At 67.6% G+C, this 14,058-nt stretch carries 12 protein-coding genes; 5 read left to right on the forward strand and 7 right to left on the reverse strand.

Annotation, left to right across the window (positions count from 1 at the left end; genetic code table 11):
* On the reverse strand, positions 1-704 hold a 704-nt coding region (locus ACCC94_RS09085), incomplete at its 3' end, for a GTPase/DUF3482 domain-containing protein (RefSeq protein ID WP_413349039.1).
* Positions 697-2,082, reverse strand: a complete 1,386-nt coding sequence (locus ACCC94_RS09090; RefSeq protein ID WP_413349041.1) for a DUF2868 domain-containing protein — start codon at positions 2,080-2,082, stop codon at positions 697-699. The genes ACCC94_RS09085 and ACCC94_RS09090, both read right to left, overlap by 8 nt.
* Before the next feature lie 165 nt (positions 2,083-2,247).
* On the opposite strand from ACCC94_RS09090, the gene ACCC94_RS09095 reads away from it, so the two are divergent.
* The 4 genes from ACCC94_RS09095 (at position 2,248) to ACCC94_RS09110 (ending at position 5,458) form a co-directional block, all read left to right on the forward strand.
* On the forward strand, positions 2,248-3,270 hold the full coding sequence (locus ACCC94_RS09095; protein WP_413349042.1) for a hypothetical protein: 1,023 nt from the start codon (positions 2,248-2,250) through the stop codon (positions 3,268-3,270).
* Positions 3,267-4,334, forward strand: a complete 1,068-nt coding sequence (locus tag ACCC94_RS09100; protein WP_413349043.1) for a hypothetical protein — start codon at positions 3,267-3,269, stop codon at positions 4,332-4,334. Before ACCC94_RS09095 ends, ACCC94_RS09100 begins: the two co-directional genes overlap by 4 nt.
* A 20-nt stretch (positions 4,335-4,354) precedes the next feature.
* Entirely contained in the window at positions 4,355-4,864 is a 510-nt protein-coding gene (locus ACCC94_RS09105) for a dihydrofolate reductase (protein ID WP_413349076.1), read from the forward strand.
* A 297-nt stretch (positions 4,865-5,161) separates the two neighbouring features.
* Positions 5,162-5,458: a zinc ribbon domain-containing protein gene (locus ACCC94_RS09110; protein ID WP_413349045.1), complete on the forward strand. Its 297-nt coding sequence runs from the start codon at positions 5,162-5,164 to the stop codon at positions 5,456-5,458.
* A gap of 37 nt (positions 5,459-5,495) precedes the next feature.
* Here ACCC94_RS09110 and ACCC94_RS09115 read toward each other — a convergent pair whose 3' ends face one another.
* Complete coding sequence (locus tag ACCC94_RS09115; protein ID WP_413349046.1) at positions 5,496-7,286, reverse strand: acyl-CoA dehydrogenase C-terminal domain-containing protein; 1,791 nt, start codon at positions 7,284-7,286, stop codon at positions 5,496-5,498.
* A gap of 2 nt (positions 7,287-7,288) precedes the next feature.
* Positions 7,289-8,524 carry a 3-hydroxyacyl-CoA dehydrogenase NAD-binding domain-containing protein gene (locus ACCC94_RS09120; RefSeq protein WP_413349047.1) on the reverse strand — a complete coding sequence of 412 codons (1,236 nt, stop codon included), beginning with the start codon at positions 8,522-8,524 and terminating at the stop codon, positions 7,289-7,291.
* A gap of 104 nt (positions 8,525-8,628) precedes the next feature.
* Between ACCC94_RS09120 and ACCC94_RS09125 the strand changes: the two genes are divergently transcribed.
* Positions 8,629-9,528 (forward strand): LysR family transcriptional regulator, encoded by a 900-nt coding sequence (locus ACCC94_RS09125; RefSeq protein ID WP_413349048.1) that lies wholly within the window; start codon positions 8,629-8,631, stop codon positions 9,526-9,528.
* A 135-nt stretch (positions 9,529-9,663) separates the two neighbouring features.
* Here the strand turns inward: ACCC94_RS09125 and ACCC94_RS09130 are convergent, their stop codons facing one another.
* The 3 genes from ACCC94_RS09130 to ACCC94_RS09140 all read right to left on the reverse strand — a co-directional run bounded on the left by ACCC94_RS09130 (position 9,664) and on the right by ACCC94_RS09140 (position 13,949).
* Complete coding sequence (locus tag ACCC94_RS09130) at positions 9,664-10,266, reverse strand: nitroreductase family protein (protein WP_413349049.1); 603 nt, start codon at positions 10,264-10,266, stop codon at positions 9,664-9,666.
* Positions 10,267-10,407: 141 nt separating this feature from the next.
* Positions 10,408-11,907, reverse strand: coding sequence for a flavin-containing monooxygenase (locus tag ACCC94_RS09135; RefSeq protein WP_413349051.1), 1,500 nt, complete (start codon positions 11,905-11,907; stop codon positions 10,408-10,410).
* 116 nt (positions 11,908-12,023) lie between these two features.
* Positions 12,024-13,949, reverse strand: a complete 1,926-nt coding sequence (locus ACCC94_RS09140) for an ATP-dependent DNA helicase RecQ (RefSeq protein ID WP_413349052.1) — start codon at positions 13,947-13,949, stop codon at positions 12,024-12,026.
* Between the last annotated feature and the right edge of the window lie 109 nt (positions 13,950-14,058).

Here is a 14,058-nt window from a genome sequence, read left to right on the forward strand (position 1 = left end):
TCCACCAGCAGTTCGGCGATCAGCCGCGCCCCGGCCTCGCGGCGGGCGACGGCCTGGGCTTCGTGATCGGCCACCAGACGGTCCAGCTGCGGCCGCGCACGCTCCAGCAACAGCGCCAGGCTTTCGTAGAGACGCCGCTCGCCATCCAGCGGCGGTGCGACGCTGTCGAACCGCACCAGCGCGTGCAGGCCGAGACGGGACAGCGCCTCGCGCCACTGCTCCTCACGGTGCTGTGGGCTGGCAACGAAATTCAGCACTGGCAGCAATGGCCGCGCGCAGGCAGCAAGGACTGCCAGTTCGTCGCGATACTTGGCCAGCACCGGCTCGCGGGCGTCGATGACGTAGAGACCGGCATCGGAAGCCAGCAACTGGCGCAGCACCTTGGCTTCCTGCTCGAAGCGGCCGCGGGCTTCGCTGCCCTCGAGGAAGCGGCGCAGCTTTTCCGGGCCGTCCAGGCGCTCGCCGGGGCGCTCCAGGCCATCGAGGAAATCGCGCAGGGCGATGGCGTCTTCCAGGCCCGGCGTGTCGTAGAGTTCCAGCAGCGGTTCGCCGTCCACCGACAGCCGTGCACCCTCCACATGCCGCGTGGTGCTGGGGCGATGGGATACCTCGCCGAAGCCCACGTCGCGGGTCAGGGTGCGCAGCAGGGAGGTCTTGCCGACGTTGGTGTGGCCGACCACGGCCAGTTTCAGCGCATCAGTCATGCCCGGTCTCCAGCCAGCCCAGTGGCGACGCCGAGGTATGCGGCAATTGCAGGCGCTCGATGCCGGCGTGCCAGTCGCCCAGGCGTTCGGCATCCAGCGCCTCGCCGGTAGGCGCCTGCAGCAGCCAGACGCGGGTGGCCGCTGCACAGCGCGACAGTTCGGCGATCAACGCCAGAGTGCCGCGATCCGGCGAGCGGCGCGGGTCGCAGGCGATCACCAGGCGCGCCGGCGGGTAGCGGGTGAGTTGTTCCAGCAGGCGGCGGCGTTGGGCGCCATCGTCGAGGTCGCCGGCGTTGGCGATGCCTTGCGCCAGCTTCGGCGGCCAGTTGGGCCGGTCCAGCAGTTCGATGGACACCAGCACGGCACCGTCGGCGGTGGTCGCCGGGGCCTGCGCCTGCGGTTCGACCAGTTCGTCCGGCGCGGCATCGCTGACACCCAGGCGCTCGCTGGCCGGCATCAACCTTTCGCGCAGCAGCGCATAGCCAGGCAGCGAGACATCCAGCGCCAACTGCGCGCGCCCGCGCTTCCAGCGCCACAGGCAGAGCAGCCAGAGCGCGCCGCGCAGCAGCACCCCGTACACCAGGAGGATGCCCACCAGCCAGCCGGCCCAGGCGTGGCGCGCGTTCTCGCTGGCCACCAGGGCATCGCCGCTGGCGCGCACCAGCTCGGAATCCGGCTGCGGGAAGCCGAGCAGCGAGGGCAACGCGCCGAGGCCGTGGGTCAAGGCGATGAAGGTGTCGCCGCCGAGGATGGTGGTCTCCCAGACGAAGCCGTAGCGCCGCGTCGCCAGCAGCGCCAGCATCACGCCGAGCGCGCTGCCCAACGCCACCAGCCAGAGGCCATGGACCAGCAGGCCGAGCGCCCAACGGGTGAGCTTCTGTCGGTCCAGCAGCACCAGCAGCGCGGGAGCCAGCTGGGCGGCATGGGCGTCGCGGGCGAACTTGCCGCTCAGCCACAACCACAGGCGGCCGAGCGCACCGGCGGCCTCGCCGCCAGCGAAGAACGCCAGCGTCCAGCCCGTCAGGGTAATCAGGTGCAGGCCGAGCAGGCTGGCCAGGGCCCAGAACACATTCACCGGGCGCAGGCCGTCGCCAAGGGCGGCGAGGGCCAGGCCGCCGCCGGTGAACAACGCCAGCGCCAGCAGCAGGTAAAGGGCCAGGCGCGAGCCCTGTACCCAGGTGCGCAGTGCGTCGCGCTGACCGTCGCGCTCGGCGAGCAGCTGCGCGCGGTTCTGCAGGCGGTGTGCGAGGTCGCCACCGCTGACGATGGCGCGGCGATTGGCTTCGCTGTCTTCCAGCGGGCCGACCTGCTCTTCGCGGAGGCGCACGGCCTCGCACAGCCACAGGGATTCGAGGGCGGAAGCGGGGGTTTCGCTCACGGGGTCTCCGACAATCGGTACTCGGCCCCAAGGATAACCGCTGCTCGCCGCCGCGTCCCGGCACCGCCGGTAACACCCGGTGGCGTCAACCAAACCAAGGAGGGGCTCTCGCCGCGCGCGGCCAGCCTCAGACTCAGGGGATAACTACAACAATGAGGCCTTGCCATGCTGCGCTCGATGCTCAGTGCCTTGCCCCTGCTGCTGGCCGCCGCCACCGTGGCCGCCGTGGAAACGCCGTCGGTGCGCCCCTCCGCCTGGGGCCCGGACACCCCGCTGATGCAGGCTGTGCCGCCGCGTGTGCTGGACGCCAATGTCAGCGCCCGGCAGTCCGACAGCAACACCTCGCAACTGTGGATCAGCCACACCGACTTCCGCCTGCACGACGACATCGGTTTCTTCATCCGCCGGATGCTGATCCAGATGAGTCCGGTGGCCGGCAGCGGTACGCCGTTGATGCTCGACGATCCAAAATCCATGGTCGCGCGCATCCAGGCCGGGGATATCTTCGTCGCCGACGCCACCCTGGCCAGCCTGCTCAACGAGGAGCTGCGCAACGCCAACGCACCGGTGCGCAATCTCAAGCTCAGCACCCGCGCCGATGGCCAGGAGGTCCACGGCGAGCTGCTGCGCAAGGGCCGCTGGCGGCCGCTGCGGATGGTCACCGGGATCGAGCAGGCCGCGCCGCTGAAGGTGGCGCTGGTGCCGCAGCGGATCTTCGTCGACGGGGTGGACGTCACGCCGTCGCTGACCGCCGCCTCCATCGAGATGTCCGAGGTGCTGCAATTGCACACCGCACACATGCAGCTGATCGGCAACCGCATCCTGGTCGACCTCGACGGCCTGTTCCCGCCGCCGCGCCTGGACTTCACCGTCAGCCGCCTGAAACTCGCCGACGGCGGCATGGACCTGCTGCTGGGCAGCGACCTGGCCGACCTCAAATGGCCGCAGCTCAAGGCGCCGCAGAGCTACATGTTCATCGAGGGCGGCGATATCAAGATGGCGCGGACCATCCTGGTGAAGGCCTACGCGCTGTTCACCAGCCTGAGCCCCGACGCGCCGCTGCTGTTCAACCTCTACGACTACCGCCGCCAGCTGCAGTACGGCGAAATCCGCCTGCGCGAGGACGGCATGGTGCACATCGCCGTCTCGCCGGTTAAAGCGCCCGCCCCGGAGGAGAAAGCCCTATGAGAACCCTCCTCGCCTCCCTGCTCTGCCTCGCGCTGGCTGGCCAGGCCGCCGCCGAGAGCGCCATCGACAAGCAGCAGCGCGAACTGGGCGTGCTGCGCCAGGGCTGGTTCCAACAGACGCCGCCGGCGCCGGACTTCAAGGCCAGCCGGCCGGGCGGCCTGCGCGACTCCGGCCAGGACGGCGTGGGCATCCTGCTCAATAACGTGGACATGTACTTCCAGGGCGACATCGGCTTCCACAGCCCGCAGCTCAAGGGTTGGCTGGTGCCGCTCAGGGCCGGCGAGCCGATCGACTTCGACCGCCCGCAGGACATGCGCATCAACGTCTCCGAGGGCGAGGTGATCCTCAGCCCCGAGCAGCTCGGCAGCCTGTTCAACCAGCACATCCTCGCCTACCCGGAAACCATGCTGCGCGACTTCAAGCTGAGCGTCGAAGGTGACCGCCTGCTGGTCTCCGGCGAAGTGCAACCGCTGGGGGTCGGGCCCTGGCTGCCGCTCAAGCTCTCCGGCACGGTGAAGCTCGACGGCGACAACCTCGACTACCAGCCCGACAGCGTGAAGGTGCTCGGCGTGCCCAGCTACGGCGCCATGAGCCTGGTCGGCCTGCGCCTGGATTCGCTGGTGAGCCTGGAGCGGCCCGGCGCGGTGCTCAAGGACAACGTGATGCACCTGAACTACCACCAGGTCTTCCCGCTGGTGGGCATTGATGGTCGCGTGGAATCCAGCTGGCTGGACGCCAAAGGCCTGCACCTGAAGTTCGCGCCCAAGGACGGCGCCGCCGCGCTGGCCTTCGAGCCGCCGCGCCAGGCCGGGCAGTCCTACATCTGGCTGCAGTCGGGCGACCTGAAGATTTTCGAAATCCTCATCACCTATTCCCAGGTGCTGCTCAAGGCCGAGCGCCCGGACCAGACGCTGGCGTTCAACCTCAAGGACTATCGCAAGGTGCTGGCGACCGGCATCACCCAGGTCAACGAGGACGGCACCTTCTTCATGCGCGTTCCGCCACCCGCCGGCCCCGCCGACGGCGAGCGGCTGGTATCCTCTGGCACCGGGAGTTCCCGCTGATGTTCACCACTGGAGTCGAGATGGCCCAACTGCCCCTGGCGATGATCGCCGCCCTTGCCGAGAACCGCGTGATCGGCGTCGACAACCGCCTGCCCTGGCACCTGCCGCAGGACCTCAAGCACTTCAAGGCCATGACCCTGGGCAAACCGGTGATCATGGGCCGCAAGACCTGGGACTCCCTCGGCCGCCCGCTGCCGGGCCGGCTGAACATCGTGGTCACCCGCCAGGCGGGCCTGAAGCTCGAAGGCGCGGAAGTCTTCACCAGCCTCGACGCCGCCCTGGAGCGCGCCGAGCAATGGGCCAGGGAAGAGGAAGCCGACGAGCTGATGCTGATCGGCGGCGCGCAGTTGTATGGCGAAGCGCTGGGCCGTGCCGAGCGCCTGTACCTGACCCGCGTGGGCCTGAGCCCGGACGGGGATGCGCACTTCCCCGAAGTGAGCGAAAGCCAGTGGCATCTGGCGTCGAGTATCGAGCACGACGCGGAAGGCGAGACACCGGCCTATGCGTTCGAGGTTTGGGAGCGGGCCTGAGGCTTTCTTCAAGGAACAGGAGCCCCTCTCCCTAACCCTCTCCCTGAAGGGAGAGGGGACTGGTCTGGCGCTATTTTCAGCTTGGCAGCCGCCGGCTGACACGGCGCTTGCAGGTGTGCACGAAAAGCTCCCTCTCCCTTCAGGGAGAGGGCTGGGGCGAGGGAACGCCCAGCGCCGAACTCACAGAAAAGCCCCAGCGCTCAACGAAACCTCCGCTCACACTCCCCACCCTTGACCCTGTAGCAACTACAGGCCGTCCAATATCTCCACCCCGCGACGGGAAACTGGAGGTACATCATGGGTTGGCTCGAACGTTTGATGATGGGTGGCCATCACGGCCGCGGCGGCTATGGCGGTCGTCACGGTGGCGGCCACGGGAACTACGACGCGCCGGACTGGCGGGAAGCGCCGCCACGGCCAGCGGCGGCACCGATGACCACCTGCGCTCAATGCCAGGCGACCATTGCACTGGACGCTCTGTATTGCCAGCGCTGTGGTGTCTCGCAGAAGCCCACCCTGTGCTCCGCCTGCGGCGGCAGCCTGGCTCCCGAGGCTCGTTTCTGTGCCCGCTGCGGCCAGCAGCGCAGCACCTGAGGGGGGCGACTTCCACCCAGGGAAGCCGCCCGCGCGGTCAGAACGCGAAGTGCTCGGCGTCCAGCGCCATCAGGCAGTCCGCGCCGCCCAGCAGGGCCTCGCGGTGCATGCTGGCGCGCGGCAGGATGCGCTTGACGTAGAACTCGGCGCTGGCGAGCTTGGCGCGGTAGAAGTCCGCGTCGCCCTCGCCGGCTGCCAGCTTCGCCTGTGCAACAGCAGCGGCTTGCAGCCAGAGACCGCCGAGCAGCACGTAGGAGCAGTACTGCAGGAAGTCCACCGAGGTGGCGCCGATTTCCTGCGGGTCGCGCTGGCAGGCGGCGATCACTTCGCTGGTGAGACTGCGCCATTCCAGCAGCCGTTGCCGCACGGTTTCCGCAAGGCCCGCCAGCTCGGTGCGCGCGCCGACGGTTTCGCAGACCGCCGCCAGTTCGCCGATGAGCGCATTCAGCTCCGCGCCGCCATCGCCCAGCAGCTTGCGGCGGATCAGGTCGAGCGCCTGGATGCCATTGGTGCCTTCGTAGATCTGCGTGATGCGGCTGTCGCGCATCAGCTGCTCCATGCCCCATTCGCGGATGTAGCCGTGGCCGCCGTAGACCTGCACGCCGAGGCTGGACACCTCCTGGCCGACGTCGGTGAAGAACGACTTCACGATGGGGATCAGCAATGCGGCGCGCTTGCCCGCCGCCTTGCGACCGTCCGCCTCGGGGTGGCCGTGCTCCAGGTCCAGCTCGCATGCGCAGAGCGCGGCGATCATCCGGCAACCTTCGGTGAGGGTCTTCTGTGTCAGCAACATGCGGCGAACGTCCGGGTGGACGATGATCGGGTCGGCAGCCTTGGTCGGCTCGGCCGCACCGGTCAGTGCACGCGATTGCAGGCGCTCGCGGGCGTAGGCCAAGGCGCCCTGGCAGGAGCGCTCGGCGATGCCCAGCCCCTGCAGGCCGACCTGGAAGCGCGCGTCGTTCATCATGGTGAACATGCATGCCAGGCCCTGGTTGGCCTGGCCGATCAGCCAGCCGGTGGCGCCGTCGAAGTTCATCACGCAGGTGGACGCGCCCTTGATGCCCATCTTGTGCTCGATGGCGCCGCAGCTCAGGGCATTGCGCGCGCCCGGCGTGCCGTCTGCGTTGGCGATGAACTTGGGCACCAGGAACAGGCTGATGCCCTTCACCCCGGCCGGGGCCTCCGGCAGACGCGCCAGCACCAGGTGGACGATGTTCTCGGAGAGGTCCTGCTCGCCGCCACTGATGAAGATCTTGCTGCCGCTGACGCGGTAGCTGCCGTCCCCCTGCGGTTCGGCACGGGTGCGCAGCAGGGCGAGGTCGGTGCCGGCCTGGGGTTCGGTGAGGCACATGGTGCCGGTCCACACGCCGCTGACCATCTTCGCCAGGTAATCGCGCTGCAGCTCCGGCGCGCCATGCTTGTACAGCGCCAACACCGCGCCCTCGGTGAGGCCGGAATAGACGCGGAAGGACAGCGAGGCGGCCATCAGCATCTCGTGGAAGCTGGCTGCAACCATCTGCGGGAAGCCCTGGCCGCCGAACTCGGTCGGGCCGGTCATGCTCGCCCAGCCGTTGTCGCAGTATTGCCGGTAGGCCTCGCGGAAGCCGTCCGGGGTAGTGACTTCGCCACCCTGCAGGGTGGCGCCCTGCTCGTCGCTGTTGCGGTTCAGCGGGGCGACCACTTCGCCGGTGTAGCGCGCGCCTTCTTCCAGCACGCCGTCGATCAGCTCGCGGTCGAGGCCGTTGCCCAGCAGCTCGCAGTGGGCGCTGACGTCGAACAGCTCGTGGAGGACGAAGCGCATGTCGCGCAGGGGTGCCTGGTAACTCATTTTCAGTGCTCCTGTTTCACGTCGGCGAAGTGGCCATTGGCGGCGGCCAGGCGCTCGATCAGCGCGGCCGGCTGCCAGTGCGCGCCATGCTCGCCGGCCAGGTCACGCAGGCGCGCCAGCACGCTCTGCAGGCCCTGGGCATCGGCCCAGGCCATTGGGCCGGACTTGTCCTTCGGGAAGCCATAACCATTGAGGTAAACGGTGTCGATGTCGGCGCTGGTGGAGGCGATGCCTTCGTCGAGGATCTTCGCGCCTTCGTTGACCAGCGCCAGCAGGCAGCGCTCGAGGATTTCCTCAGCGCCGATGTCGCGGCGCTGGTAGCCCAGGCGCTCGGATTCGCGGACGACCAGCGCGTCCACTTCCGGGTCGTGCTCGGCCTGACGGCTGCCCGGTTCGTAGTGATAGAAGCCATTGCCGGTCTTCTGCCCGAAGCGGCCCATCTCGCAGAGGCGGTTGTCCACCTGCACCGTCGGCGCATCCTGGCCCTTGCCGGCCAGCTCGCGGGCGCGCCATTCAAGGTCGATGCCGACCACGTCGAACATGCGGAACGGCCCCATGGCGAAGCCGAAGCCCTGGATCGCCGCGTCCACCTGATGTGGCAGCGAACCTTCGAGGATCAGCCGGCGCGATTCCTGAACGTACTTCTCCAGCATGCGGTTGCCGATGAAGCCGTGGCAGTTGCCGGCCACCACGCTGACCTTGCCCATGCGCTCGCCCAGCTCCAGCGCCGCTTCGAGCACGGCGGGAGCGGTCCTTGCGCCGCGGACGATCTCCAGCAGCTTCATGATGTGTGCCGGGCTGAAGAAGTGCAGGCCGAGCACCTGGGATGGCCGCGAGGTCACCGCGGCAATGGCGTCGACGTCCAGGTAGGAGGTGTTGGAAGCCAGGATCGCCGAGGGTTTCAGCGCCGCGTCCAGCTCGCGGAAGATCGATTGCTTGAGCTCCAGGTTCTCGTACACCGCCTCGATCACCAGGTCCACTTCGCGGATCGCTGCATAGTTCGCCACCTGGGAGATGCGCGCGCGGCGACGGGCGGCTTCAGCCTCGTCGATGCGGCCCTGGCGTACGTTGTGGGCGTAGGTGTCGGCCACGGCGCCGAGGGCCTGGGTGAGCATCTGCGGATTATCGTCCAGCCACAGGACCTGCACGCCGGCGTTCGCCAGGCACATGGCAATGCCCCGGCCCATGGTGCCGGCGCCGATCACGGCGGCGCTGGCGATGCGGATGTTCTGGCTCATGTTGTTCCTCTTGTCAGCCTGAAACGCTCGTTTGAAGACCACTCACCTTAGGGAAGGCGGTACTATTTTTGAAATTTTGAGTTGTGATAAGTGGAATTCAGCCAATGAATATCACCACCTTCGACCTCAACCTGCTGCGGGTGCTGGATGCGCTGCTGCGCGAGCGCAACGTCTCGCGCGCGGCGGAACGCCTGTCGCTGAGCCAGCCGGCGGTGAGCAACGCGCTGAACCGCCTGCGCGAACTACTCGATGACCCGTTGCTGGTGCGCGTGGGCCGGGCGATGCAACCGACGCCGCGGGCGCTGGAGCTGGAAGCGCCGATCCGCGACGCGCTGCAACGCATCGGCCAGAGCCTGGCCGGCGGCGATACCTTCGACCCGGCGCGCAGCCGCCAGCGCTTCACCCTGGCGCTGACCGACTATGTGGAAGCGCTGTGCATGCCGCACCTGCTCGAAAGTCTGGGCAGCGCGGCACCCGGCATGGCGCTGAGCATCCAGCACCTGACGCCGACGCTGCCCGCCGAGTCGCTGGACAAGGGCAACCTGGACCTGGTGCTGGGGCGCTTCGAGGAACTGCCGGCGCGCTTCCAGCGTCGGCCCTGGGCCAGCGAGACGCTGCGCCTGCTGGCCCGGCGCGGGCACCCTCAGGTGGACGGAGGGATCGACCTGCCGACCTTTCTCGGCCAGCGCCACCTGTGGGTTTCTGGCGGGCAGACCAGGGGCATGGTCGACCAGTGGCTGGCCAGCCAGGGGCTGAAGCGGCAGATCGCCTACACCACGCCCAACTACCTGCAGGCGGCGCACCTGGTGGCGACTACGGATCTGCTCACGGTGCTGCCGACGCGGTTGGCGGCGTATTTCGCCCGACTGCTGCCGTTGCAGGTATTGGAGCTGCCGTTCGATGTGGGGCAGTTCCACCTGGAGCTGGTGTACCTCGCCCAGCGCGAGCGGGATACGGCGTTGCAGTGGTTGGTGGAGCGGATTGTGGAAGCGGCGCCTGACTAACAGGAAGCACTACGTAGGATGGGTGGAGCGGAGCGATACCCATGCTGTCTGCGCACAGACGATGGGTATCGCTCCGCTCCACGCCATCCTACGAAGAGCAAAGAAAAACGCGCCCGAGGGCGCGTTTCGTGGGGATCAGAAGCGATCGCGAACGATCGTCTCATCCAGCGGCAGGCGACCGATGCGCGGCTTGGCTTCCACCGCCTGCTTGCCTACGGCGATCATCAGGCCGATCACATGGTTGGCCGGCAGGTTGATCAGCTTGCCCACGGCGTCGAAGTCGAAGCCGACCATCGGCACGCTGTCCAGGCCACGGCCACGGGCGGCGAGCATCAGGGTCTGGGCCACCAGCCCGCTGCTGCGCATGGCTTCGTCGCGCTGGGTCTGCGGCTTGTCGCGGTAGTAGCCATCGATGGCGCCGACCATGTAGTTCTTCACTTCTGCCGGGGCGCCGTCCCACACGCGCTCGGCGTTCTTCTCCCAGCTGTCGACCTGCGCGCAGACGATCACCAGCATCGAGGCGTCGGTCATCTGTACCTGGTTCCAGCCGGCTTGGCGGATCTGCGCGCGCAGCTGCGGATCGCTGACTTCCACCAGGCGCACGTGCTGCAGGTTGAAGGAGGTGGGTGCGAGCAGCGCCTGTTGCAGCAGGTCGTCCTTCTCCTCGCGGCTCATCACATAGGAAGTGTCGAAACCACGGATGGAACGGCGGCTGCGGATGGCGTCTTCGATCAGCATGGAAAATCCTCTGGCGGGCATGGGTGGGAATGGCGCGCATGGTAATCCCAGAGACCGTCCCGTTGCAGAGCGGCGTATCGATAATGTCTATCCAGACCGTCGATGGAACGGCGCCCGCCACCCCGGGCGCCGTCGCGGCGGTCAGCTCTCCAGCGCTTCCACCGGTGCCGCCGTGGCCTGGCGCTGCCTGGGCGAAGTGAAACTCAGGTAGCCGTCCTCGACCTTGCCGAAGCGCAGCAGGGCGAGGTCCAGCGCGTAGTTCTGGTAGAGCTTCCACGGGGTGCGGTCGCCCTGCTTGGGCATGCGGTCGGCGGCGCGCTGGATATAGCCGGAGTTGAGGTTGAGGAAGGGTTCTTCCTTCACCGACCCGTCGGTCTGGCGCGGCGTGCACTGGCGCATGCCGATGGCGTCGAGGTGGTTGATCAGGCGGCAGAAGTACTCGCTGGAGAGGTCGGCCTTGAGCGTCCAGCTGGCGTTGGTGTAGCCGACGATGGCGGCAAGGTTGGGCAGGTCGCGCAGCATGATGCCGCGGTAGCCCATGCTCTGGGTGACGTCGAAGGGCTTGCCGTCGATGGCCAGCTCGGCGCCGCCGAACATCACCAGGTCCAGCCCGGTGGCGGTGACGATCACGTCCGCTTCCAGCAGCTGCCCGGACTTGAGCAGGATGCCCTTCTCGGTGAAGCGCTCGATGTGATCGGTGGCCACCGAGGCGCGGCCCTGGCGCAGTGCCTTGAACAGGTCGCCGTCGGGCACGCAGCAGACGCGCTCGTCCCACGGCTTGTAGCGCGGGCTGAAGTGGCGCATGTCGAAATCCTTGCCCAGCTGCAGGTTGGCCAGCTTCAGCATGAGCTTGCGCACGGCGCCGGGGAACGCCTTGGAGGCCATGAAGAAAATCATCTGCATGGTCACGTTGCGGGCCCGCGCCTGGCGATACACCCACTTCTCCGGCAGGAAATTGCGCAGGAAGTTGGAGATCGGGTCTTTCGCCGGCAGGGTGATCACATACGACGGCGAGCGCTGCAGCATGGTGACGTGGGCAGCCTTGTCGGTCAGCGAGGGGATCAGCGTGACGGCGGTGGCGCCGCTGCCGATCACCACGATGCGCTTGCCGCTGTAGTCGAAGTTTTCCGGCCACAGCTGCGGGTGGATGACCTCCCCGGTGAAGCTCTCGCGGCCAGCGAAATCCGGGGTGTAACCGGCGTCGTAGCGGTAATAGCCGGTGCACATGAAGAGGAACTGCGCGCTCATGCGCACCGGTTCAGCCTCGTCGCCGCGCTGCACGAGGAGGTTCCAGCGCGCGCTGGCGCTGTCCCAATCGGCCTTGAGCACGCGATGGCGGTAGCGGACCTTGTCCTCGATGCGGTACTCGCGGGCGGTCTCGCGGATGTAGTTGAGGATCGACGGGCCGTCTGCGATGGCCTTGGGATCGGTCCAGGGCTTGAAGTTGTAGCCCAGGGTGTACATGTCCGAATCGGACCGGATGCCCGGGTAGCGGAACAGGTCCCAGGTGCCGCCCATGGCCTCGCGGCCTTCGAGGATGGCGTAGGACTTGCCGGGGCACTGCTTCTGCAGGTGGCAGGCGGCGCCGATGCCGGACAGGCCGGCGCCGATGATCAGTACATCCAGATGCTCGGTGGACATGCGATGGGCTCCTTGTTACCGCGCCCTGAGAGTCTAGGCGGGAATGCGTCCCGTCACCCTACAAGGAGCCCAGCCGGGGCCACGCCGACCTTTAGTCGTGCGTGGCGCCGACGCGATTACAGCTGCGCCTGCACCCAGTCGCGGACCTGGGCGTAGGGGTAGTCCTCCAGCGTCGCGTACCCCGGCAGCGTGCGTGCGCGCAGGCGGGTGAAGGCCGGCACGCTGATGCCGCACAGAAAACGCGTCACGCAGTCGGCGCTGGGTTCCAGGCCACGGGCGCTGCGGTACTTCTCCAGGAAGGCGGCGCAGCGATTGTGCAGCGACTGGCCATCCAGCGGCGGCAGCGCGGGAGGTTCCGGCAACCGGGCGACGTGGCCGGCGCAGACCGAGCAGTGCCCGCACTGGCGGGGCGCCTGCTGGTCGCCGAAGTACTGAGCCAGACGCCAGCTCAGGCACTCCGGGCTGCCCAGCAGTTCGAGCATGGCGCCAATGCGGGCGATCTCGCTCTCTTCGTGGCGCTTGAAGTAGCGGTGCAGCTCGTCGCTCAACTTATCCACAGCGAAGGAGGCATCGCGTACCGAATACACTTCGGTCATCTGCTTGCTTTCCAGCTCCACCCAGCCGCGCTCCTGGAAGTAGTCCAGCGCCTTCACCACCCGCGCGCGCTCGGCGCCATGGCGGCTGTACAGGGTGTCGAAATCCAGGGTCGCCCAGGTTCGCGCCCGAGCCGAGGTACTGAGGATGGCATCGACGAACTGCCGCCGCTCGCCTTCGAAATGGTTGAGCAGTTCGGCGGAATCGATATTCAGTTTGTAGCGATATTCGGCGAAATAGGCGAAACGCGGCGCGATGATGCCGCGCAGTTCCAGCTGCACCAGCAGCGTTTTCAGCGGCAGCTGGCGGATGTTCGACTGGTCCGACAGCGGCACCAGCATGGTTTCCCACTGGCCATTGGGTGCTTGCCGGATTTCCTCCAGCACAGTGCGGATGCCGTCGCGCTCGGGGGTGTCGCCGTAGACGAAGTTCTCCAGCACGTTGAGGCTGTCGCGATTGGCCAGCACCAGGCATTCCGAGCGCTGGCCGTCCCGCCCGGCGCGGCCGATCTCCTGGCTGTAGTTCTCCAGCGACTTGGGCAGGTCGTAGTGCACCACCTGGCGGATATCGCTCTTGTCGATGCCCATGCCGAAGGCGATGGTGGCGACGATGCAGTTCAGCCGACCCTCCATGAAGCGCCGCTGGATGCCCTCGCGCTCCGGGTGTTCCATCCCGGCGTGGTAGGCGCAGGCCGGAATGCCGCGCTCGGCCAGGTGCGCGGCGACCTCCTCGGCGGTCTTCTGCTGGGTGACGTAGACGATGGCCGGCTGCCCGGCGCGCTCGCCCAGCCACTGCACCAGCCGCGCGCGACGGGCGGCACTGGCCACCGGCTCCACCTGCAGGTCGAGGTTGGCGCGGTAGAAGCCGGTGGTGATCACATCCGCCTCGGCGATGGCGAACTTCGCGCGCATGTCGGCGATCACCGCCGGCGTCGCCGTGGCAGTGAGCAGCAGCACCTGGGGAATGCGGAACTGCTTCTGGTAGTCCGGCAGCTTCAGGTAGTCGGGGCGGAAGTTGTGGCCCCATTCGGAGATGCAGTGCGCCTCGTCCACCACCAGCAGGGAAATAGGCACCTCACTGATGAAGTTACGGAAGCGCTCGTTCTTCAGGCGCTCCACCGAAATCATCAGCACCTTCAGCTCACCGCTGCGCGCCCGCGCCATGGTCTGCGCGGTCTGCTCGCGGCTCTGCGCCGAGTCGATGCTGGCGGCGGCAATGCCGTGGCGGGCGAGGAAGGCGAGTTGGTCCTGCATCAGCGCCAGCAGCGGCGAAACCACCAGGGTCAGGTGCGGCAACAGCAGTGCCGGCAGCTGGTAGCACAGCGACTTGCCCGAACCGGTGGGGAAGATCGCCGCCGCCGAGCGCCCGGCCAGCACGGCGCTGACCGCCGACTCCTGGCCGGGGCGGAACTGGCGGAAGCCGAAGACGCGTTCGAGGGTGTCGTGCATGGGGATAACTCCTTTCATGGGCGTCCACCCAGCCTAGGAAGCGTCATTGTAGGAGCGAGCTTGCTCGCGAACCGATTCGGACCGTTCGTAAACGGTACGGATTCTGCCA

The sequence above is a fragment of the Pseudomonas sp. Pseusp97 genome, assembly GCF_047304025.1.
Lineage (GTDB): Bacteria > Pseudomonadota > Gammaproteobacteria > Pseudomonadales > Pseudomonadaceae > Pseudomonas.